Raw genomic sequence first — 21,476 nt, forward strand, 5'->3', positions numbered from 1 at the left:
GCCTATGCTGCGTACCCTGCACATCCGGGATTTCGTCATCGTCGAACGCGCCGAAATCCAGTTCGAGCCGGGCTTCACCGTATTTTCGGGTGAAACCGGGGCCGGCAAGTCGATTCTGGTGGACGCGCTGTCGCTGGCGCTGGGTGCGCGCGGCGATGCCGGCATGCTGCGCGAAGGCGGCGGGCGCGCCGACATCAGCGCCGTCTTCGACGTGCCGGAATCGCTGCGGCCCTGGCTCGAAGAACGCCAGCTCGACAGCGACGACGCCCTGGTACTGCGCCGTACCATCGACACGCAGGCGCGCAGCAAGGCCTTCATCAATGGCCTGCCGGTAGCACTGGGACAATTGCGCGAACTCGGCGAACAATTGGTAGACATCCATGGCCAGCACGCGCACCAAAGCCTGCTGCGGGCCGCCAGCCAGCGTGAAATGCTCGATGCCCAAGGCGGCCACCAGGCGCTGGCGCGCCAGGTGCAGCAGGCCTGGCAGCAGTGGCAAGAGGCCCGCAAGGCGCTGGAGGCGGCACAGCGCGACGCCGCAGTCCTGCAACAAGAACGCGAACGCCTGGCCTGGCAGGCCGGCGAACTCGACCGGCTGGAACTACGCCCCGGCGAATGGGAAGCCGTCAGCGGCGACCACAACCGCCTAGCCCACGCGCAGGCGCTGCTGGACGGCGCCGGCCAGGCCCTGACGGCACTGGACGACGAAGACGGCTCGGCCCTGCGGCGCCTGGACGCCGCCGCCCACCAGATCAAGCAGCTGCTGCGCCACGACGGCCAGTTGCAAAGCGTCTACGACGCCATCGAATCAGCCCGTATCGCCGCCGGCGAGGCCGTCTCCGACCTGAACGGCTACCGCGACCGCGTAGAACTCGACCCCGAGCGCCTGGCCCAGGCCGAACAGCGCATGTCGGCCATTTTCGACGCGGCCCGCAAGTTCAAGGTCGAGCCCGAAGAACTGCCGGCACTGCGCGACAGCCTGCACCAGCGTCTCGCGGCCAGCGAGGCCGCGGCCGACCTCGACGCGCTGCAGGCGCACCTGCAGGAAACCGGCGCGCAATACCAGGAGGTCGCCAAGAAACTGGGCACGGCCAGGCGCAAGACCGGCAAGGCCCTGGCGCGCGCCGTCACCCAGGCCATGCAGACGCTGGCCATGCAGGGCGGACGCTTCGACGTGGCCTTCCAGGCATGCGAACCCACGGCCCACGGCATCGAAAATATCGAATTCCTGGTCGCCGGCCACGAAGGCACCACGCCGCGCCCCTTGTCCAAAGTGGCCTCGGGCGGCGAACTGGCGCGGCTGTCGCTGGCCCTGTCGGTCATCGCCAGCCAGGCGGCGCGCGTGCCCACCCTGATCTTCGACGAAGTTGACAGCGGCATAGGCGGCGCGGTGGCCGAAGTGGTGGGACGCCTGTTGCACGAGCTGGGCCAGCGCCACCAAGTGCTATGCGTGACGCACCTGCCGCAGGTCGCGGCACGCGGTACGCATCACTACGAAGTCAGCAAGGCCACGCGCAACGGCGCTACATTGTCGAGCATCCGGGCCCTGGACGCACAAGACCGCGTACAGGAAGTCGCCCGCATGCTGGGCGGCCTGACCATCACCGAAACCACGCGCCGCCATGCGCGGGAAATGCTGGCGCAGTAGCGCCTAGTGGCGCTTGCTCACGGCTCCAAGCCCGGCGCACAGGGCGCTAAAGATGATATGGGCGCGCGCAGGTAGATAGGGCCGCCCGCGCGGGCCGTACTGCACGAGCCCGCCCTGCGGGGGTCGCCCTCCGCGGGTCGCCCTGCGCGGGCCGCCCTCCGCGGGTCGCCCTATTTAACGTGATGATGGCCTGCGGCCGGCTGGCGGCCAGCCGAGCAGTCCGAGCAAATGCCATACAGCATCATGGTGTGGCTTTCCAGCGCAAAGCCTTTTTCCTTGGCAATTTTCTGCTGGCGTTTTTCGATGTCGCTATCGGAAAATTCCACCACCTTGCCGCAATTGGTGCAGATCAGGTGGTCGTGGTGATCGCCGTCATTGAGCTCGAACACGGCCTTGCCGCCGTCGAACTGGCTGCGCATCAGGATGCCCGCCTGTTCGAACTGCGTCAGCACGCGATACACCGTGGCCAGCCCGATTTCCACATCTTCGGCGATCAGCGCACGGTAGACGTCTTCGGCGCTTTGATGGCGCTGGTCGGCCTTGCGAAAGACATCGAGGATCTTCAGGCGCGGAAACGTCGCCTTCAGCCCCATGTTTTTCAGTTCACTTTGATCGTTCATAGATAAAATTTCTCTGGCGAATGTTGAAACAAGGGTTCGATGAAACGCGGTGGCCCACGCAACGAACTCCGACTGACGTTATGATGCGTCTGTTCTTAACCTTTATGATAACGGTTTTATCCGATTTGAATCACAGGGGTGCTTCGTGCTGAAGACTGCAAAACCATTGTTCCCCAGGCTGCGCGCCGCCCTCGCCCTAGGTGTGGCGGCCGCCGCCCTGTCGGCCTGCGGCACCACCAACTGGGGCTTTCCCTACCGCGCCGACGTACAGCAGGGCAACTGGATCACCTCTGAACAGGTCGCCCAGCTGCGCAAAGGCATGACCCGCGACCAGGTGCGCTACATCCTGGGCACCCCCACCCTGCAAGACGCCTTCCGCAGCAACCGCTGGGACTACCCGTACCTGAACAAGCCCGGTTACGGAAAGACACAAGAACGCAAATTCACCGTCTGGTTCGACGGCGACCTGCTCGACCACTGGGCCGGCGATCCGCAGCCCGACCGCCAGCCCTTCCAGAAGGCCGATACCGGCATGACACCGGCCGACAAGGCGCACGACGCCAAGAAACCCGACCAGGGCATCCCCACACAGAATCCGAATGTGCGCCTCGAGCCCGTCAACCCCGGAGCCAGCGCAGTGCCGGGCCAAAATACGCCCCAGCCGCTACGTTAGCCCAGCGCCGCAGCGGCGATAAAGTAAAGTAGCAGTTCAGCTGCAGCACCGGTACCCGTACCGGCGTTTTGTAAATTGCCGTACCCAGGCCCGCAAGGGCCGGAGATCACAATGCGTATCGCAATAGCAGGAGCCAATGGCCGCATGGGCAGGATGCTCGTAGAGGCCGTGCTCGAATCCGCCGACCTGGAACTCGTCGCCGCGCTCGGCATCTCCGGCTCGCCCGAAGTCGGGCAGGACGCCGGCACCTTCCTGGGCCGCGACACCGGGGTGAAGATCACCGACGACCTCGAGGCCCTGGCCCGCGCCGAATGCCTCATCGACTTCACCCGCCCCGAAGGCACCCTGGCCCATCTGCAGGCTTGCGTGCGCCTGGGCGTCAAGTGCGTCATCGGCACCACCGGCTTCGACACCGCCGGCAAACATGCCATCCAGGAAGCCAGCCGCCACATCGCCATCGTCTTCGCGCCCAACATGAGCGTAGGCGTGAACGCCGTACTCAAGCTGCTGGGCATGGCCGCGCGCCTGCTGGAAAGCGGCTACGACGTCGAAGTCTTCGAGGCCCATCACCGCAACAAGGTCGACGCCCCCTCCGGCACCGCGCTAGCCATGGGCGAGGCCGTCGCCTCGGCCTGGGGCAAAAACCTTGAAGACATTGCCGACTGGGCTCGCCACGGCCACACCGGCGTACGCCAGGACGGCCACATCGGCTTTTCCGTGGCACGCGGCGGCGACCTCGTCGGCGACCACACCGTGTACTTCTGCGGCACCGGCGAACGCATCGAAATCACCCACCGGGCCGGCAGCCGCGCCACCTACGCCCAAGGCAGCCTGCGCGCCGCCCGCTACCTGGCACGCAAAGAAAAAGGCCTGTTCGACATGCAGGACGTGCTGGCGATCTGATTTGCCGGCGATCTGATTTGCTGGCGATCTGATTTACTAGCCGCGGCCCTGGCGCACAGCCGGCCCGAACCGCTGTCGCGGCGGGATGCTATGCCCGCTCGCCGCCCGCGCGGGGCTGCGCCCGGCCATAGAACGTAGCAATCTTGCCGTACCTCATTGCCTGCTTCATGCAGAGGGCCGCGATCACACGACCCGCACCGGCTCTTGCTCCAGCTCCACACCATAGCGATCCGCCACGTCCGCACGGATCGCACCGGCCAGCGCCTCGATATCCGCGGCGCTGGCCCCGCCGTGATTCACCAGTACCAACGCCTGCCGCTCATGCACGCCCACCGGCCCCACGCGCCGCCCCTTCCAGCCGGCGCGATCGATCAGCCAGCCCGCGGCCAGCTTGTAGCGGCCGTCTTGCTGCGCATACGCCACCAGACCCGGAAATTGCGCACACAGCGCCTGATACTGCGGTGCGCCGACCACCGGATTCTTGAAGAAGCTGCCCGCATTCGGCAACAGCGCAGGATCCGGCAGCTTGCGGCGCCGGATCTCGCATACCGCGTCGAAGACCTGACGTGCCGTGACACCCGTGGATGGAGAGGCGTCAACAGGGCCCAGTTGCAGTTCCAGCCCTTGTTCTTGCCACCGCCCTGGCTGCGGGCCCCGCCTCCGGTGTTGATCCTGGCCCTGTTCCCAACCCCGTTCCCGGCCCGCCGCCGACTCTTGCCCCCGACAGGGTTCTTCCCCATATCCCAACGCCGGATGCGCCAGCAGATCCGGATAACGCAGCACGGGTTCCCAGGGTTGTGGCAGGCGCAGTCGCACCGCCAGAATCAGCCAGCGACCCGGCACCTCGTGCTTGAAAAAACTGTCGCGATAAGAAAACCGGCAGGCGGCCTTGTCCATCTCTACCAGCCGGCGCTCGTGCAGATCCCAGGCCACCAGACTGTGGAAGCGCTGCTCCAGCTCCACCCCATAGGCACCGATATTCTGTACTGGCGCCGCCCCCACCGTGCCCGGAATCAGCGCCAGATTTTCCAATCCATTCCAGCCATTCCGCACGCATAACGCCACGAAATCATGCCAGACTTCGCCCGCCTTGGCCTCGATCACCAGCTCAGTGTCGGATTGCGCCCAGACCCGCCAGCCGCGCGTTTCAACCTTCACCACCAGACTGTCCAGCTGCGGCGCCAGCACGACATTGCTGCCTCCGCCCAAGATGAACACCTTGCGGCCATATTCATCCGCCAACGCCGACAAAGCCTGCAAACGCCGCGGCCCATCATCGTCCAGACGCACAAAAACCCGCGCCTGCGAGCGCAGCCCCAAAGTGTTGAAAACGGAAAGATCCTGGGTCGCGGTATGCAGCAAAACGGGGCCTGGCGTCGAGGAAAGATGGGTTTGACAGCGGCCGAGGCTTCTATGATATGATCTCGGTCTTCGCTGAATATTACTTGATTTTCCGGCGTTGCCAGGCAGGCCAGGTCGCGAGAAATCGCTACCGAAAAAGTAGTGCAGCCGGTGCCAGCAGTTAGTGCCCATGGGCACAGGCGGCAGGCACATTTCACCACCAATGGCCACTGCCAAGCGCTAGCAGCAAGGCGCGGGTGAAACGCAAGGCAATTTGCAAGCCCAGGAAAATCCAGATATACTGCGAGGCTCTTTCGATACAGGACAAGCTTTCTGTAACCGACAAGATACGCGGGAATAGCTCAGTTGGTAGAGCGCAACCTTGCCAAGGTTGAGGTCGCGAGTTCGAGACTCGTTTCCCGCTCCAAGGATTTTGTTCCATGGATGTTGATAGAACGCCATGGAACACAGAAAAGGAGCTTCGGCTCCTTTTTTCGTTTCTGGGGCGTCCATCAACATCCAGGGACGTCTACCTACAGCCAGCGTTTTTTAGGCTCCATTTAAGGCCATAAATGGTCTGGCGCCGAGGCAGTACTTACATAGGTGGCGCTGGCTGAGAGGGCTACGATTCAAGTTCCTGCACTGCAAGAGGAGCATGAACGCCATGCCACTCACAGATATCGCAGTCCGGCAGGCCCGCGCCGCGGACAAGGCCTACACCCTTAGCGATGGTCGCGGACTGGGTTTGTGCGTGACGCCCAGCGGGGGCAAACACTGGCATTTCCGCTATTCCTGGTCAGGCAAGCAGCATCGCATGACGTTGGGAGCCTACCCCGAGATCAGCCTGAAAGAGGCTCGCGAGTTGCGAGAAGCCGCCCGGGCTCAGGTCGCACGAGGCATTCACCCCCAGAAGCACCGCAAGCAAGAACAGCTGGTGAAACGCCTGGCCGAAGATCGGCGCTTCCAAGGGGTCTTTGAGCAATGGCTCTCACACCGTAGCCGCACGCTGCAACCTGGCCGACAAAGTACGCTCGGTCAAATTGAACGGATCTTCACCAGAGACATTCTCCCTACCCTGGCCAAACGCTCAATCTACGAAATTACCCAGGCCGATCTACTGCAAGTGTTGGGAAAAATCGAGGCACGCGAAGCGCTCACCACTGCCGAAAAATGCCGCTCATGGCTCAGGCAGCTCTTCCGGTTTGCGATGGTCAAGATTCCTGGGTTGGAGAAAAACCCAGCGCAGGATTTGGCTATAGCGGCGCTACCCAAGCCGCCGGTCTCGCACAACCTCTTCCTACAGATCGCAGACCTGCCAGAATTGCTCCAAGCATTACGCAGCTATCAAGGTAGCCAGGAAGTACAAATGGCACTGCGCCTGCTGCTCATGACTGGTGTCCGAACCGGCGAGCTGAGGCGCGCAACGCGGGACCAGTTCGATCTTGATCAAGGGTTGTGGACCATTCCAGCGGTACACGTCAAACAGTTGCACGCCAAGATGCACAAAGAAGGGCTAGGCCCACAAGATATTCCGCCCTATTTGATCCCTCTGCCTACGCAGGCACGGGAAGTCGTGCGGCAATTGATTGAGGCCATGTGCCCGGCGCAACGTTATCTGCTGACGCACCGCAGCAACCTCAAAAATCCCATCAGTGAAGGCACTCTGAATCAAGCCATCAAAACGCTTGGGTTTGGTGGTCTGCTGACCCCTCATGGAATCCGCGGCACGATCTCCACCGCTTTGAATGAATTCGACTATCCCAACACTTGGGTGGCCGCTCAGCTGTCGCACGTTGCTCCGAAAGGACGCCGGGATGCCTACAACCACGCAGAACACGTTGAACAGCGTCGCCGCATGATGCAGGATTGGGCGGATCGCCTGGACCTGTTGGAACAAGGGGACGTAGAGGCCGCTAGTGTGCCGGCACGTGGCGTACCCGCAAAGCCGCATCAGTCCGAAGAGGCTGAGGCCGTTTCGAATGTAGTCAGTGTGGATACTGGCACTGCAACAGTGACTATTACCATTTCTACGAGCCAAGCTCCGAACAAAACACCGCACGAGGCGCCTATGACGAGCCTATCCACGAGTGCTTCCTCGATATCTGTCAACGTCGGTTGAAAACTGACCCACATTTCGTCGGAAACGTCGGAGTAAATCTGACCCACCCTGGCATCCTGGGTACTACGGTTTGATCTTTACCTGTCCCGCTTTGCGTTTGTCCTTGAGCCGGTAGCTTTCACCGGCGATTTGCACGATGTGGCCGTGATGCAGTAGCCGGTCAAGCAGCGCCGCCGTCAGGGTCTGGTCATCGGCGAAAGCTGATGACCACTGCCCGAAGGGCAGATTGCTGGTGACGACGATGCTGCCACGCTCGTAGCGCTTGGCGACCACGTTGAAGAACAGGTTGGCCTCCTCGCGCCCGAAGGGCAAATAGCCGATTTCGTCGATGACCAGCAGCCTGGGGCCGACAATGGCGCGGGCGAAGTACTGCTTGAGCCGATCCTGCTTGTGGGCGGTGGCCAGTTGCAGCATCAGGTCGGCCGCGGTGATGAAGCGGGTCTTGATGCCGGCCATGACAGCGCGATAGGCCAGGGCCTGGGCCAGGTGACTCTTGCCCACGCCGCTGGGGCCGATGAAGACGATATTCTCGGCGCGCTCGACAAAGCTCAGCGAGGCCAATTCCTGGATCTGTGCCTTGGGCGCACCGCTAGCAAAGGCGAAGTCGTATTCCTCCAGCGTCTTGATCGACGGCAGTGTCGCCAGGTTCAGCAGGGTCGTACGCTGACGTTCCAGGCGGGCCTGGTTCTCCGTGTTCAGCACCCGCTCCAGGAAGTCACCGTGGGAGGCTTCCTCCTGAGCGGCCTGCTGGGCTATGCCAGGCCACTCCGCGGCGATCCGATCCAGCTTGAGCATCAAGCACAACTGTTCGATGCGTGCATGCTGCAGGCTGTTCATGTGCGCACCTCCAGCAAGGCGTTGTAGACCGACAGCGGGTGTTGCAGGCTCTGCACCGGGATAGGCCGCTCAAGCACCGGTACGGAGGGCAGGCTGGCGGACAGGGCCGGCAGACTCATCAGCGCGGCTTGCTCAGCGGGCATACGCGCCTCGGGCCTCTCGCGCGTGGTGGCGTGGACTCGGTGGTTGGCCACTTCGATGAGCCAGCGACCAATGTGTGAGTTAGCCGCCTGCGCATCGAACCGCAGGCCTGCCTGTTTGAGCGTGGCCGCCAACGGCACGCAGAAACTGCCCTTCAGATAACCGTTGAACCGCTCCACCTTGCCCTTGGTCTTGGCCCGGTAGGGGCGGCACAGGCGCGGGGTGAACCCGTAGCGCTCGGCCAGCGCCAGCATCTGAGGATGCCAGCGGTGCAAGCCTGGTCCGTAGGCGTCGCGCTCGATGACGATGGTGCCAGCGTTGTCGAACAGGACATGTTGCGGCACCCCGCCGAAGTAATCGAACGCCTCGCCTATACACCGGCACAGCGTGTCGGCCCGCTCGTCGGTCGTGAACTTCACCCAGGCCATGCGGCTGTAGCCCAGGGTGGCCACGAACGCCAGCAACGGATCACGGCCGCGCCGGATATGGGTGAAGTCGGCTTGCATCTGCTGACCAGGCGGCGTCTCAAAACGAACGACCGGCGAGTCGGCCGGCTGAGCGCGCAGGCCGTTGATGAAGACCTTGAGCTGGGTCAGGCCGCCCAGATAACCCTGCTCTTGGATCTCCCGGTGCAACACCACAGCCGGGATCCAGTGCGGCCGCGCCGCCTCGACCCGACTCCGAAGGTAGTCCTTGTATGGATCCAGCTTAGTCGGCCTGGCCTGCCGCGGCCCATACTGCTGTGTTTGCGCTTCGCGCAGGTACCGCCTGACGGTGTTACGTGAACACCCCATCTGTTTGGCTATCTCGCGGATGCCTACCCCGCGACGTGCCAATACCTTGATCTCCACTGCTTGCTCCTGAGTCAACATTGCGGCGGCCAAAGCCACCATCATTGCCCAGGTGGGTCACTTTTACTCCGACGCAGCGGGTCAGTATTACTCCGGCGCTAACAGATATCAGGCAGCGAGCAACTGAATCTCTACGAAGCGCAGGGAAACCTGCCGCTGTCCATGTTCGCTAGTCTGGCAGAGAAGTCTGAGGAACATATCCTCCAGGACATTCACGCCGGTCGGTTGTTAGCTCTACACCTTGATGATCGCGGATATCGAGTCCCTGATTGGCAACTGGATTCCACAAAGTATTTGCTGACCTTGGTTGTACTGACACACGCAGAGGGGGCCGATTCATGGGCAGCCTATCAAGCACTCGCCACACCAACTGCTCGACTGGCTGATCGCTCACCCGTGGAAATCGTGACGGCAGGAACGATCCTGGATGTCGGAGATATGGTGTGTGAACTATTGATGAGCAGATAAAGAGAAATTGTTCTTTATGCCTGTCGGCTTTCGGCCAGAAGCAGACATCTTGATAGCTCAACTGGGTGCCCGCTTTAGGCTGGAAGCCGAAGCTCGACAACAGCGGCTTCTCGCCACTTCAGTTGATCCATCTAAACGACCATACTTTGCCGTAAGGGGAAACGCTAAAAAGCGTGTCATGAGTCCCAAGACAAGGCCAATTCGCTAGCGCCGACGGGGGCTTGCTTCTGACGCTACTGTTCACTGCGCAGAGAGATCGATGCCTAGACTCCTGGCTGAATTCTTGCCGCAGCTACCTTGCTCGGGCAGGCTCCCGTTGCTTTGATCTGTGTGCCCAGTGCCATTCAGATGCCAGTAGATCCATTTACTTGTATCAATGAGATAATTGTAGTAATAAAATATAATATAACGTAAGGAGGACAGTTTTGCGGCGGCCCAGCTTATCGACAGCCAAGCCGAAGTTATTAAGCGATCAGGCGCTTGCACGCCTGCGCGAATTGCCAATAGCGGACGTTGCATCAGCCGTAGGGATCACCCTACGTGGCAACAAGGCGATGTGCTTCAACGGGCACGATACAGCGACTCCAAGCTTCACCGTCAGCAAAGCGAGAAATACTTGGAGGTGCTTTGGGTGTGGTGAGCATGGCGACGCAATCACGCTAGTCCAGAAGATTCACTGCCTTGGGTTTATGGATGCCTGTAACTGGCTCTGCCACCACTTCGGCATCATCGGCGGCGACGTCCCGCATGGCCCACGCGCTCGTTCACTTTCGCGGGTTACAAGTCCCAAGCCAGTTAATCCCCTTCCTTCTGCACCCTCGACTAGTTCTGACTTCGAGCTTTACACCTGGCTCGTGGCGCGCTGCGGACCAGTCAAAGCGTCCTTGGGGACAACCTACCTCCAAACTCACGGAATTACACCGGATCTGGCCCTTAGGTTCGGCGTCGTGGAACTCGTAGACCCGGCGAGGGCGTATCGAGAATTAGAAAAGCATTGGGGGCCAGATCGAATCCGTAGCGCAGGACTGTCCGGGGGCCGACGGGCCCTAAGCTGGTCTGGCTATGCCCTAATTTTCCCCTTCAAATTCGATGCCATCACTCAGTACTTACAGGTTCGCTGCCTTCAGATCAGTAGGAAATTCTTCGGCCCAAGTGGTATCCCTAAACCTATGTTCAACAGTCAACGGCTTAGCCAGTTGCGGCCAGGGAGCCTCCTCCACATTTGCGAAGGCGTCCCAGACGCAATTTCCATGGAGGGGTCCGGGCTAGCCGCAGTTGCAGTTTTAGGTGCTACATCGTTTCGCTCTGAATGGGTTGAGGAGCTTCTCCCTTTTGATCTAGTGGGCGTTCCCGATGGTGATGCTGCAGGCGAGAAATTCATGAAGTGCCTTGCTAATGAATTTCGGGTCAGAAGTAAGAGCATTCGGTTTGTAGTTCCACCTGAAGGCATGGATGCAAGTGACGTGATTGCGCGAGGAAAGAATGCGTAGTTTTCTAAGTCAGGTATGCGACCAATTGAACATGCGCTGGGCATGGGAGAAGGTGAAGCGAGCGTCTGTCCCTGGCGACATCTGGATCGACGAGGCAGACTTGGCCCATTTTGAAGTGCACTTGGGCCACGAACTCCGGGGTCTCGGTGACGATCTACGCTCCGGAAGATTTCGGATGTCACCCATTCGGCCTATGGCTTTTCCGAAGAACCCTGATGGGGATGGGAACCCTAGGGTCCGACAGTACTTCCACTTCACGGTCAGGGATCAAGTGGCGTGGGTTGCCGTCGTGAATGTTTTAGGACGCTATATCGACGAACAGATGCCCGTTTGGAGCTATGGCAACAGACTCTTCCGGTCAGCATGGATTGAAGAAGATATTCACGGCAACAAGATACGGAAAATCGGGCCGTACAGACATTCCTCGGGCCGAATCTATCGGCCGTTTCAGCAATCCTGGCCACTATTTAGGCGTCACATTGCCTTGGCGGTTTCAGCAGCGGCACACGGTTATTCCAAGGTGGACAGCCTTGATGACGATGAGCACGAAGAGCTTGGCTTTCAGCGTCGCATGCACCGAGCCAATCAATGCCCATTTGTTCTTGCTGACTATTGGACTAACTTACCAACCGACCCCCACAAGAGCGACGTCTATTGGGCATCTGTTGATCTTGAGAAGTTCTATCCGTCCATCCCCCTTACAGCATGCGTTGATGCAATCTCCCAGTTTGTTCCGGCCGAATTGCGCCTAGAAGTTCAGCGACTGCTAAAAACGTTAACACAGCTTCCATTGAACCTTGATGGTTGGACGGACGCCGAACTGAAGCACATCGAACTTGATGAGTCTCGGAAGACCTTCCACAAAATTCCTACTGGGCTCATGGTGTCAGGGTTTCTCGCAAATGCTGCGCTCCTTCCAGTCGATCAAGAGGTACAGAAAACTCTCCCTCGCGGACGCGTCGCGCACTTCCGCTATGTCGATGATCATGTGATACTGGCCAAGACGTTTGATGATCTGATAACGTGGATCGATCACTACAAGGATGTGATCAATAAACTAGGTTCCGGCGCAAGCATTAACCCTTCAAAGACCGAACCGAAAGCCCTAGGGGAACTACTGGAAACGAGCGATACCAGCAAACGCTTTGCCGGGTCAGACCTATGGAATCGAGCCCAAAAGGAGTGCCGCCTCGATCCGGAGTTTCCAACTCCACTAATGACGAAGACGATTGCGCTGGTTTCAGCAATTGGCAAAACAGACTTCACTGCGCTCGAAGACAACGAACTCTCCATCCTGTCGCAGCAGCTGGAGCATCTATTGCTCGTAGATCTTCCTGAAGCGGAGATGCCAGCACGAACACGTCTGGCATTCGCGGCGACTCGTCTTGCCCGCGTTGCCGAAGCAAGACTTGCTTCCCCGGAAACACTCGATATCCGACATGGTGGGTTCGGGCAAAGCCGAACGACCGGGACTCAAGCAACCAGTCGCCATAGCGGGGGCCTTTCGCTTGACCCAATCGCTGGTCTTACTGGCATAAGTGACTCTCAGATTCACGCTCGGCTGAACAGCATTGCCGACAGAGTATTTGGCTTGGTCAGAAAAGTTCTGCGAGAACGGCCTGATCGCGTCCGTCTGTGGACCCATGCTCTGACCATCGCGCGCCGCCTCGGCGCTACGGGACTGGAGCTTCTCTTTGATGACATCGATCGCTATGCGAGCGACCCGGTGAATCGGCTAGCTGCCAGTTACATACTCGGCAATTCTTATGCTGTACTCGCTGCAGAAACAGTGCGAGCTGCACAATTGCTTGTTGATACCAATGCGGCAGGATGGCGTAGAGCTGCCGCACTTAGATCTCTGCGGGATATCGCGAAGTTTACTAACCAATATCAGCCTAAAACAGGCCGATGGTTTGTACAGAAAAGCCTGAATCAGTTTTTCGTCGGTGTGTATTGCGCCACTGTGTTGTTGGAGCAATATCCAGGCTCCTTGCAACTCTTGGGGAAACCGCTAAATCAAACATTTGTCGACAACGGTCGCGAGCTACTAACTAGCCATGAAGTGCTGCCGGATCTGCGCGTTGCGCTTGCTTGGTGGGGATGTAAGTTCGACCTTCGCAGGCCCGTTCGTCGAGCGTCTGAACTGATCATTCACCTGGGAACTCTCGTAGATGCACTGCCCGAATCCGACGATCTGTGGACTTTCTTTCCTGCGGATGCACCAATCGCGCCACTAGTGCGGATCGCATCAACAACTAAGTCGACTCAAATGAAGCAAGAAGGGTGGTGGTTTGACGCGATGATGGGTCGCCTTGATTACCGCGACATGGAACAAGTAGCGACTCTGTCCCCTGAAGCGTCTCGTGTTTGGAAATCATTCGAGGAATCTGAGACGGGGAAATTACTACCGCTGCCCGTCTGGGCAACAATGATCTGGGAAAGCTGCGATCCCAGAATTACAAAGGAATGGCGGCTCGGCGAATGGACCTGCCTAGAGATCGTTAGGCAAGCAGCGTTGCTACTGTCGTCTACCACCCAGACGTTGGATCAAGACTATCTTCAACGCGCATCGCGTAAAGACATTGATACACGCTCCCATTGCGCACACCCGCTCAACTTCGCGCTACCAAGGCATCTCATCGACACGACGGCTGTCTCCTGGCAAGAGTGGAAACAGAAGCTGCGAGAGCCAGGAATTGGAGTTCTACGACAGGTTCCCCAGCGGCGCCAGATCTATGACAGACGATATGCGCCGCTCGTCGTGAGCGAAATAGGCTCTGCACAGAATCCAATTCGCGGCCTTGGCCTGTGCCTCTTTGCCTTGCTTTCGCGCTCGTTCCTACTGCCGGCGCAATGGAACGGACTTGGGCATGAAAGCATGCTCAGGCATCTCCCTCAGCTCCTGCGAGACGAGATTTCCTATTCGTCGGCAACTCTTGGAATTCTTGAGGCGTGTCTTCAACCACGCACGGCCGAGAATGTATTCGCCAACCTCTATCAAGCATGGAGTCCTGGCTCCGATGATGACACTGAGCATGATCCGGTGAGTCTCATCGACACCGCGGATTTGGCGCGCGTTGTCTCGATTGCACAGAACGAGCTTGAGGCAAATCAAATCTCGACATTCAATCAGCAATCTCGACAAGTAACGCCTGTCAATCTCATGCACCTCACTGACGTTGATTGGAAGCGCTACTTTGAAACGGGACCAGCATGATTTCTGAGAATCCAGTATTGGTTGAGGTGCTTACTCTTGGCGTAATTCAGACCACCTTGGATTCCCAGGCTGCATGGAATGCTGATAGTGGTGAGCCAAAAATCTCGGCAGCCGAGGATAGCCGTGCATGGCACGAGATTCGCAGAGCGATGAGGGCATTGGCAGACCACGAAGATCAACCTCGCATCATTCTTCTCCCTGAGCTAGCACTCCCAAGAACGCGACTGGATGACTTCGAACGACTTGTCTGCTCCATGAATGCACTAGCGATCGTTGGAGTTGACTACCGTCTGGATCATCGAACGAAATCTGCAAAAAATGAAGGTCTCGTTCTTGTCCCTAGAAATTTTTGGAAGCGTACACCTTCACGCTATGCGGCCAGAGTCTGGTTCGGCAAGCGAGACCCTGCACCGGCTGAGGTGTCTGGCTTCAATGAGTACATGCCACCATGGGCATTTCACTCGGATCCGAACGTCTATGTCTTCGATGCAGGACCTTATGGACGAATCGGGGTCAGCATTTGCTACGATTTCATGGACATTGAGCGAGCACTCCTCTATCGCGGCCGGGTTCACCACTTGTTTGTCATAGCCTACAACCGTGACGTAAAGCTCTTTGAGTCGTTGGCCGTTTCTTTATCAAGAACGGTTTTCTGCAATGTGGTGGTTTGCAATACTGGATACTTTGGCGGCTCGCTGGTCGTCAGCCCGTACTACAAGGCGTTCAAGCGCATTGGATACTCGATCGACGGGGGAAAGGTTTTCACAGCTCAATGCGTTCCGCTTCCAGTGCGCGATCTCGATGCAGCCATTCACGGTTTCGACACTAAACCAAACGCCACGTACAAGCACTTGCCACCAGGCTTCACGGCTAGTATCGATCACACTGTTGCGCTCCCGGAAGCCCCACCGGCGGTAGCCATCCCACTGTTCACTTCGGACTGAACGTAGAACCGCGGCCGCCGCGAGCCAGTCATTGGTGGTGTACATCCAAACTTCCGTTTTGGGTCGAAAGCAGCTATTGGAGAGCGGCAGTTTCCGACCCGTTGCTGTTGTTCGTCTAAATATCGGCGAGCGACAGTTCACGACTAATATTCGCACTGTAACGACAAGATCAATGCCGAAGATGGGGGCAGCGACCGCAGCCAATCTATCCGCAGTACACCTTGAGCGGGATCTGGTAGGTCTCGGACAGGAAGCGGTCTGTCACACCGAGCACGGCAAGCTGATGATCGGCTGCTCCCGACTTCGAAAGGCCTGGTTGGACGATGTAAACCCTCAACGTGACGGCACATATCCGGCTCAGATCACGGATCTGGGCCAAGCGATCTTTGGAGCCAATCTCAAAGCGTGTTGGCCGACTGCCCTCTACACGATCCGCGTCCCGCTTAAGGAGATGTGCAAAGAGGTCAGTCCGACGCTCCTTGTTGTGAAGCCACATGACGCTGCGCTGAGCTTGCCCGCAGACGACGTACATGTCGTCGATGCGAGCCCCGGGCTTGTCTCCGCCTGAATACTTGCAATGGTAGAGGTCTACCGTGATGAGTCGGGGCTGGGTCTGGCTGTCGAGGCTGATGCCGACGATGTCCGCAGCTTCACCGGCGCCGTCGTCATCGAATACGATCTCGTGCCTGTTCTCCGCCTTGATGTGTGCGATCGTTCGGTACTGAACAGAGTCTGGTCGACGCTCCTCTCTCTGCGACTCCCTGGTGATGTCGATACCGGTCCAATCGAGCACCTCCAAGCGGTCTCGCGAGTACAGCTGCGCCGCGGCTCGCAGCTCGACGTGCGTGTTGCCCTCCAGCTTTGATCCATCGGCGAACCAGATCGTTGGCGGATGGTCGGTGAGGTATGCGCATAGGTCGTAGTCGTCGCCGCGATGAATCGTTGCGGTTGCGGCACCTTCGTAGACGAACTCGAAATCGGCGGCGTTGCCACGCATCACGAAATTGAGCCGAACCTGAACCTCCCTGGATTCACTGAACACGCGCAAGACGATCGGTCCGGTCGAGTCGAAGTCACGAACCTCGATGCTGACGTTGGTTAGATGCTCCTGGACCGTGTGAACGAAGGAAATTTTGGTCGCTGACTCCACCAGGTCGAGCAGCTCCACCGGCCAGTCCACGCCGACTGGTACCGAGGCCGGCCGCGCATCCACAAGCCGCGGTATCAACGTGCCCCTGAGGATCTCTTCGGGGTCAATGGCGTCGTCGATGAGCTTGGCACCCACATGCTTGCACCAGGCGGCGAACTCGTTGACCTTCAGCCGTAAGGTTGCCCAGACCCGCCCCTTCTTGCCCACACCGATTGAGGCAGGGCCACCGCGCTCGAAGCCGAACCCGGCGAGGACGGCTTTCGTGGTCGTTCCCAAGGTCGTGTCGGTCAAGCGTGCACCAACGTCAGGCCCCATGCGCGCCGTATACCGAACCTGGCGACCGAACTGCTCATCCAGGCTGACGTTCATCAGCATCAAGCGATTGATGCCCGCCAACGCCCTGAAGACGGCAGGCGCTCGGATCAGCTCGACGTCGTCCCCGCACAAGGCACGCGCAAACGAGGCATAGTTGCCTGTATTTGTGGATCCGTGGACGAACAACAGCGACTGCTCCTTGTCCCAGACGGCGATGCAAAGTTCCCAGACCAGTCCTTCGACAGCGGGGACGGCGATCCAAGCGACGCCTTGCTTTTTGGCCGCGATGATAATGAGCGTGCCTTCCCTCTCGTTGAGCACGGGATGGATCTCTTCCCCTTCAGCCAGCCCCGGGAATGCCTTGCTGTACTCGGCAGGGTTCCACCGGACACAGTGGGTTCGGTAGGCCACCATGCTAGCGGCTGGCCTGATTTCACTCACCGGGATGTCGTCCAACTGCTTGTCGAACCCGCTCATGAAGCGCTGCGCCTCCAGTTCCTGCCCGATTGCGGTTTCACTCATGTTGGGGAGTAGGAGGTTCCAGTCGGGATCCTGGGTGTAGAGAGTTCGCAGTTCTTCACGCAGGTTGACGTCGGCGATATTGGCAATGAACACCGGATCGCCCAGGTCGTGCCTAGAGCGGGTGAATCGGCCGGCCAGTTGTAGAGTCACCGCCAGGCTCTTGCGGAGATCATGGAAGGCTGCGATCTTCAACTCTGGCATATCGAAGCCTTCACCGAGCATGTCCACACACACGACGATGCGCGACTGGCGTTGGTCGAGCTGACTGCGCGCCGCCTGGGCGTCAGACTTCGTCATCCCGCTGTGAAGCATCACCGGATTGAACTGGCCGAACGCCTGATAGATCGCGAGTACCTGTGCAGCCCGTACCTGCGTGGATACGCGTGCCATGGCGACGTGCAGGCCGGTGGCATCGGCGTGCAACTCCTCGATGACTTTGGCAGCGATGTCGCGATCGGCTCTGGCGTCATTGAAGGAATACACCGAGCTGAATCTGATAGGCCGGAAATAGCCCTCTCGCTGCGCTTGCCTCAGGGGATAGACGTAGACAATCTCTCCGTCTAGGGGTGCCCCGTCTTCCCGGAAAGGTGTGGCGGTAAACTGCAAGATATGCCGCTTCAGGGCCTTGGAAATCGACTTGAATGCGTGCCAGGTCGGTGCCGCAGCGTGATGGGCCTCGTCGATGAAGAGGTGTGAGCAGAGCTCAGCCATCCTAGTTTGCACCTCTTGGCTGCACTTCCCTGCGAGTGCGCTGGTTGTTACGATGACATTGCACTGGCTGAACAGTTCATTCACCTCTTCAACGGCCGTGGGTCGCTTCTCGAGCGTGCCAACAACAGGCCTCAGCACGTTGGCTGCGAGCAGCACCGAGCAGGGATCCTTCAGAATGCCCAGTGAGAAAAACTTCAACCCGACCTGCGTCCTCAGCGCATCCGTTGGCACGATCACCATGACTCGCGTGCACATAGCAGAGACCATCGTAGCCAGCATCGTCTCGGTCTTGCCCGTACCGGTTGGCATGACGACAGTCGCAACGTCACTCTTGGTAGACCAGTACGCGTGAATTGCATGGAGCGCTCCCACTTGAGGGCGGCGCAGGCCAATTTGTCCTGTACGGAGCTGATCTTCTCCAACGAAGTTGAACGCGGCAAACTAGCTGTCCAGCACCTGGGCAGCCGTAGGACCAGTGCCGAGGTCTGGATGGGCGAGCCATTTACTCTTGCTCAGATCTATCTCGACCGCGCCATCAGCGATATCGCCGAGCAAAACTGGCCCGTCGTTCGGCATCTGGCCTTCCAGGGGCTGCTTCGAGAAAACATACAGGACGCGACCGTCGGCGGCGCTCAGTCTCCATCCCGTTCGCGAAGGCACAGTGAACTTGGTCAACGTGCCCTCGACAACTGCAGAGGGATGCGCGAGCTGGGCAATAAAACCTCGCGAAGTCTTGGCATCAACGCCCTTGACGGACGGCACGGTTAGTCGGATCACAGGTGCTCCTAATAGATTGGTTAGACAGCCCCCCTAATTTGTATCTAATCGTAAATCAAATCATAACTGGCCGCACTAGTATGTGCCACGGCTATCGACGATCATCAGGTGGGCGAGCCAACGACCGAAGCGATACACAGCAGTCGTTTCAGATTCACGGAGAGCGCGACGGCACGGGCGTAGAGCGCTCCGTCGTCCCTTTACCAATAGCCATCCGTGACGCATTAGCGGCTGCATCTAGTCAAACGACCGGCTTGGTTTGCACAGTGGATCACCGAGAGTTCAAATCATGAATGACAGGATTCGGGCTCGGCGGCCGTTTGGCTTCAAAACTCAACCGACAACAATCAGTCTGCACCGGACATTCGTCTTTATTCCCCAGACGATCGCTTCTGGCCGAAAGCCGACACTAGATCCTCCATGACCTCGCGCACTGTACTGAGAATACCGACACTTTGGGCGTCACAGTCGAAGGCAAGGCCAAACCGATCATTTCGACTCTATTGATCGAATCGAACGATTTGAGTAATATAGTGGGTAGACTTGCATGAGGAATCCGAAATGCAAACCTTCACTGCCAATGAAGCAAAAACCCGATTCGGTGAACTGATCGACCGGGTACAGCGCGAACCGATTCAGGTCACGCGGCGCAATCGTGTCGTCGGTGTCATGGTGTCCGCGGAGGACTACCATGCAATGCGTGAGTTCTATGCAGACCGGCTCCGACGCACTTTGAAGCAAAGTGCCAAAGAAGCCGCCGCCAAGGGCTTGACCGACGAGAAGCTGGAACAGCTCCTGACCGATGAGGATTGAACGCGCTGTCGTCGACACCAACGTCCTGATCAGTGCTGCGCTATCGCCTCGGTCTGCCCCGGCACAGATCGTGGATTGTCTGCTGCAACACGCTACGTTGGTGTTTTCACGGGAAACCTTCGAGGAACTTGAAACCAGGCTCTGGCGGCCAAAATTTGACCGCTATCTGGACATGGAGCGTCGGCGCCTGCTGTTGCATGACTTCGCTGCCGCGGCTCAATGGGTGGAGCTGCCTGCGACGCCCAGACCAGCGTACAGTCGCGATCCTAATGACGATGTGTTCCTCCACACGGCCCTGCAAGGCAAGGCCGAATGGCTAGTCAGCGGCGACAAGGACTTGCTGGAGCTTCCACCTGCTGACCGGGGATTCGAAATCCTATCGCCAGCGCAGGCCCTAGAGAAATGGCATCAAAAGTGAGCCTCTTCGAAAAATGGCCAATCGAACAACTATTGAACACTCGCATACGCTTCCCCAGGCATTCCTCACTTTGCTAGATCGAGATATCGATGCTGGCGTCAATGTCCGGCCACTTCCGGAGAATTTGGCTCAGTTCATGCTGGCACAAATCGCGCTTCTCCCCTGTGTTGATCTGGATGAAGAGTTCGAAGGTGATATTGACCTTTGACAAGTCCTGCCCCTAATAAGGGTAAGCGTGCCTTGCATACGTGTACTGATCTATACCGCCAGCACAAACGCCTATGCTCTGTGGAGTCTCATGGCCAACAGTGGACGGCAATGGAACAACGTGGTTGTCGAGAGTGAAAAACAAGGCTACAGTTGAGACGCCTGCAACCCATTGCGGCAAAGGAAGTATTTGCAAAACAATGGCTTAAGACCCTAGGTCGAGACTCGTTTCCCGCTCCAATTTATGATCTACAGACTTCTACTGACGTCTGTAAGTCGTTGAAAAAAGGAGCTTCGGCTCCTTTTTTCGTTCCAGCGAACGCCACCGAAATCCACCCACAGCCAGCATTTTTGAGGCGCCTAGAGACTCGATGCCTCGACGCAAGGGGCTGATCGCCTGCGTCTCCATCCGGCCATGGCGCGTTCCTTATCAGACAACGGCCGAATCGAGGTATCGCTCCGCGTCCAGTGCCGCCATGCAGCCGAAGCCGGCCGAGGTGATGGCCTGGCGGCATTGAATGCCGTCGTTGGCTGACTCCTGCGAGCGGCCACATATGTGCATTGCCAACGGTGCGGCCGCCATCAAGAAGTTCATCAGTATGTACGCAACCGCGCCGCTGATCGCCGCTGCGACGAAACGTGGCTGCCGTGCAATGATCCGGAGTGGGCGGCCCCCCGGCCATTTCTGCCGTAGTTGGCATCGGCAATCGAACCCCTAACAGGACGAGTACCGACACCGCAGCAACAGCGGCTTACGCAAGGAATGTGGACGCGTACATTTAGGGCTGCCACAGGTTCATGGTGTAGTTCATGAGCTGCGGCCCGACTCCCCCCTGGCAACACCGCCTGCCATGACAAGCGATAACGCGCGAGCGCGTTGACTCGGTGCCAGGCCATCAGCCGCCGCGAAGCGGAAGGTCAACACCACAGCGGCATAGCCGCCGCCCAGGAATGCTGCCAAACAGAAAAGCCAGAACGACCCCATGAGAACCGCGATCGTGCCCAGCAGCCCGGTCAGTATGCCAGCGCCTGTTCCCATCAGAAAGGCCGTGCGACGGCCGTGAAGGCGAGCAATTGCTCCTGCGGGCAGGATACACGCCGCCATACCCACGAAGACCGAGATCGGTAGAGTGGCCAGCAAGGGCGTGGGAGCGGACATTTCTCCGATGATCGCCCTGTGGCACAAAGCACGGTCGTGTTCGCCCCCGCAAGCGCCTGAGCAAAAGACAGCCTCCAGATATTTCCTGGCTGTGATTTTTGTCGGGCAGTTCATTGGTCATAGCGTGGCGCGGTCAAAGAATTATTTTTGTT

17 protein-coding genes, 1 tRNA gene and 1 pseudogene are annotated in these 21,476 nt (G+C 58.7%); 12 read left to right on the forward strand and 7 right to left on the reverse strand.

The window, feature by feature from the left end:
* The first annotated feature begins 4 nt into the window (after window positions 1-4).
* The gene (gene recN / locus CEY11_RS18175; RefSeq protein ID WP_088604822.1) at window positions 5-1,648 is read left to right on the forward strand and encodes a DNA repair protein RecN; all 1,644 of its coding nucleotides are present in this window, start codon (window positions 5-7) and stop codon (window positions 1,646-1,648) included.
* Window positions 1,649-1,818: 170 nt separating this feature from the next.
* On the opposite strand, the gene fur is transcribed toward recN, so the two are convergent.
* Window positions 1,819-2,268: a ferric iron uptake transcriptional regulator gene (fur, locus tag CEY11_RS18180; RefSeq protein WP_088604823.1), complete on the reverse strand. Its 450-nt coding sequence runs from the start codon at window positions 2,266-2,268 to the stop codon at window positions 1,819-1,821.
* A gap of 148 nt (window positions 2,269-2,416) precedes the next feature.
* Here fur and CEY11_RS18185 point away from each other — a divergent pair, with 148 nt between their 5' ends.
* Both CEY11_RS18185 and dapB read left to right on the forward strand, forming a co-directional pair.
* On the forward strand, window positions 2,417-2,941 hold the full coding sequence (locus tag CEY11_RS18185; RefSeq protein WP_233154971.1) for an outer membrane protein assembly factor BamE: 525 nt from the start codon (window positions 2,417-2,419) through the stop codon (window positions 2,939-2,941).
* Window positions 2,942-3,052: 111 nt separating this feature from the next.
* Entirely contained in the window at window positions 3,053-3,844 is a 792-nt protein-coding gene (gene dapB / locus CEY11_RS18190) for a 4-hydroxy-tetrahydrodipicolinate reductase (protein ID WP_088604825.1), read from the forward strand.
* Between the two features lie 183 nt (window positions 3,845-4,027).
* On the opposite strand, the gene CEY11_RS25805 is transcribed toward dapB, so the two are convergent.
* Entirely contained in the window at window positions 4,028-5,206 is a 1,179-nt protein-coding gene (locus tag CEY11_RS25805; protein ID WP_408608142.1) for a UDP-N-acetylmuramate dehydrogenase, read from the reverse strand.
* Window positions 5,207-5,536: 330 nt separating this feature from the next.
* Between CEY11_RS25805 and CEY11_RS18200 the strand changes: the two genes are divergently transcribed.
* Window positions 5,537-5,612 (forward strand) — tRNA-Gly (locus CEY11_RS18200).
* A 237-nt stretch (window positions 5,613-5,849) separates the two neighbouring features.
* Window positions 5,850-7,304 carry a tyrosine-type recombinase/integrase gene (locus CEY11_RS18205; RefSeq protein ID WP_088604951.1) on the forward strand — a complete coding sequence of 485 codons (1,455 nt, stop codon included), beginning with the start codon at window positions 5,850-5,852 and terminating at the stop codon, window positions 7,302-7,304.
* A 63-nt stretch (window positions 7,305-7,367) separates the two neighbouring features.
* Here CEY11_RS18205 and istB read toward each other — a convergent pair whose 3' ends face one another.
* Entirely contained in the window at window positions 7,368-8,141 is a 774-nt protein-coding gene (gene istB, locus CEY11_RS18210) for an IS21-like element helper ATPase IstB (protein ID WP_088604826.1), read from the reverse strand.
* Window positions 8,138-9,154, reverse strand: a complete 1,017-nt coding sequence (istA, locus tag CEY11_RS18215) for an IS21 family transposase (RefSeq protein ID WP_088604952.1) — start codon at window positions 9,152-9,154, stop codon at window positions 8,138-8,140. The genes istB and istA overlap by 4 nt, the downstream gene beginning before the upstream one ends.
* A 141-nt stretch (window positions 9,155-9,295) precedes the next feature.
* On the opposite strand from istA, the gene CEY11_RS25425 reads away from it, so the two are divergent.
* The 4 genes from CEY11_RS25425 (at window position 9,296) to CEY11_RS18230 (ending at window position 15,252) form a co-directional block, all read left to right on the forward strand.
* Window positions 9,296-9,601, forward strand: coding sequence for a hypothetical protein (locus CEY11_RS25425; protein WP_158215367.1), 306 nt, complete (start codon window positions 9,296-9,298; stop codon window positions 9,599-9,601).
* Window positions 9,602-10,155: 554 nt separating this feature from the next.
* Entirely contained in the window at window positions 10,156-11,091 is a 936-nt protein-coding gene (locus CEY11_RS26120; RefSeq protein WP_408608146.1) for a CHC2 zinc finger domain-containing protein, read from the forward strand.
* A 289-nt stretch (window positions 11,092-11,380) separates the two neighbouring features.
* Window positions 11,381-14,308: an RNA-directed DNA polymerase gene (locus CEY11_RS18225; RefSeq protein ID WP_158215368.1), complete on the forward strand. Its 2,928-nt coding sequence runs from the start codon at window positions 11,381-11,383 to the stop codon at window positions 14,306-14,308.
* On the forward strand, window positions 14,305-15,252 hold the full coding sequence (locus CEY11_RS18230) for a carbon-nitrogen hydrolase family protein (protein WP_233154956.1): 948 nt from the start codon (window positions 14,305-14,307) through the stop codon (window positions 15,250-15,252). Before CEY11_RS18225 ends, CEY11_RS18230 begins: the two co-directional genes overlap by 4 nt.
* A gap of 205 nt (window positions 15,253-15,457) precedes the next feature.
* On the opposite strand, the gene CEY11_RS18235 is transcribed toward CEY11_RS18230, so the two are convergent.
* Complete coding sequence (locus tag CEY11_RS18235; protein ID WP_332888378.1) at window positions 15,458-18,343, reverse strand: DEAD/DEAH box helicase; 2,886 nt, start codon at window positions 18,341-18,343, stop codon at window positions 15,458-15,460.
* A gap of 48 nt (window positions 18,344-18,391) precedes the next feature.
* Entirely contained in the window at window positions 18,392-18,727 is a 336-nt protein-coding gene (locus tag CEY11_RS25810) for a hypothetical protein (protein ID WP_233154958.1), read from the reverse strand.
* Window positions 18,728-19,288: 561 nt separating this feature from the next.
* Between CEY11_RS25810 and CEY11_RS18240 the strand changes: the two genes are divergently transcribed.
* From CEY11_RS18240 to CEY11_RS25580, 3 genes are read left to right on the forward strand one after another with little or no spacing between them, the layout of a single operon-like run.
* A complete protein-coding gene (locus tag CEY11_RS18240) occupies window positions 19,289-19,540 on the forward strand; it encodes a type II toxin-antitoxin system Phd/YefM family antitoxin (RefSeq protein WP_088604829.1) in 252 nt (83 codons plus the stop codon).
* Window positions 19,530-19,958, forward strand: coding sequence for a putative toxin-antitoxin system toxin component, PIN family (locus tag CEY11_RS18245; RefSeq protein ID WP_088604830.1), 429 nt, complete (start codon window positions 19,530-19,532; stop codon window positions 19,956-19,958). The genes CEY11_RS18240 and CEY11_RS18245 overlap by 11 nt, the downstream gene beginning before the upstream one ends.
* Before the next feature lie 13 nt (window positions 19,959-19,971).
* Window positions 19,972-20,166: a hypothetical protein gene (locus CEY11_RS25580; protein ID WP_198958933.1), complete on the forward strand. Its 195-nt coding sequence runs from the start codon at window positions 19,972-19,974 to the stop codon at window positions 20,164-20,166.
* A gap of 513 nt (window positions 20,167-20,679) precedes the next feature.
* Here CEY11_RS25580 and CEY11_RS18250 read toward each other — a convergent pair.
* Window positions 20,680-21,404: pseudogene (locus tag CEY11_RS18250) on the reverse strand (MFS transporter); the annotation flags it as partial.
* Between the last annotated feature and the right edge of the window lie 72 nt (window positions 21,405-21,476).

Origin of the sequence: Candidimonas nitroreducens (assembly GCF_002209565.1) — a bacterium.
Taxonomy (GTDB): Bacteria; Pseudomonadota; Gammaproteobacteria; order Burkholderiales; family Burkholderiaceae_B; genus Candidimonas; species Candidimonas nitroreducens.

Coding starts and splice junctions, on each gene's coding strand:
- recN (WP_088604822.1), top strand. CDS start 5: ATGCTGCGTACCCTGCACATCCGGGATTTCGTCATCGTCGAACGCGCC.
- fur (WP_088604823.1), bottom strand. CDS start 2,268: ATGAACGATCAAAGTGAACTGAAAAACATGGGGCTGAAGGCGACGTTT.
- dapB (WP_088604825.1), top strand. CDS start 3,053: ATGCGTATCGCAATAGCAGGAGCCAATGGCCGCATGGGCAGGATGCTC.
- CEY11_RS18205 (WP_088604951.1), top strand. CDS start 5,850: ATGCCACTCACAGATATCGCAGTCCGGCAGGCCCGCGCCGCGGACAAG.
- istB (WP_088604826.1), bottom strand. CDS start 8,141: ATGAACAGCCTGCAGCATGCACGCATCGAACAGTTGTGCTTGATGCTC.
- istA (WP_088604952.1), bottom strand. CDS start 9,154: ATGTTGACTCAGGAGCAAGCAGTGGAGATCAAGGTATTGGCACGTCGC.
- CEY11_RS25425 (WP_158215367.1), top strand. CDS start 9,296: ATGTTCGCTAGTCTGGCAGAGAAGTCTGAGGAACATATCCTCCAGGAC.
- CEY11_RS26120 (WP_408608146.1), top strand. CDS start 10,156: ATGTGCTTCAACGGGCACGATACAGCGACTCCAAGCTTCACCGTCAGC.
- CEY11_RS18230 (WP_233154956.1), top strand. CDS start 14,305: ATGATTTCTGAGAATCCAGTATTGGTTGAGGTGCTTACTCTTGGCGTA.
- CEY11_RS18240 (WP_088604829.1), top strand. CDS start 19,289: ATGCAAACCTTCACTGCCAATGAAGCAAAAACCCGATTCGGTGAACTG.
- CEY11_RS18245 (WP_088604830.1), top strand. CDS start 19,530: ATGAGGATTGAACGCGCTGTCGTCGACACCAACGTCCTGATCAGTGCT.
- CEY11_RS25580 (WP_198958933.1), top strand. CDS start 19,972: ATGGCCAATCGAACAACTATTGAACACTCGCATACGCTTCCCCAGGCA.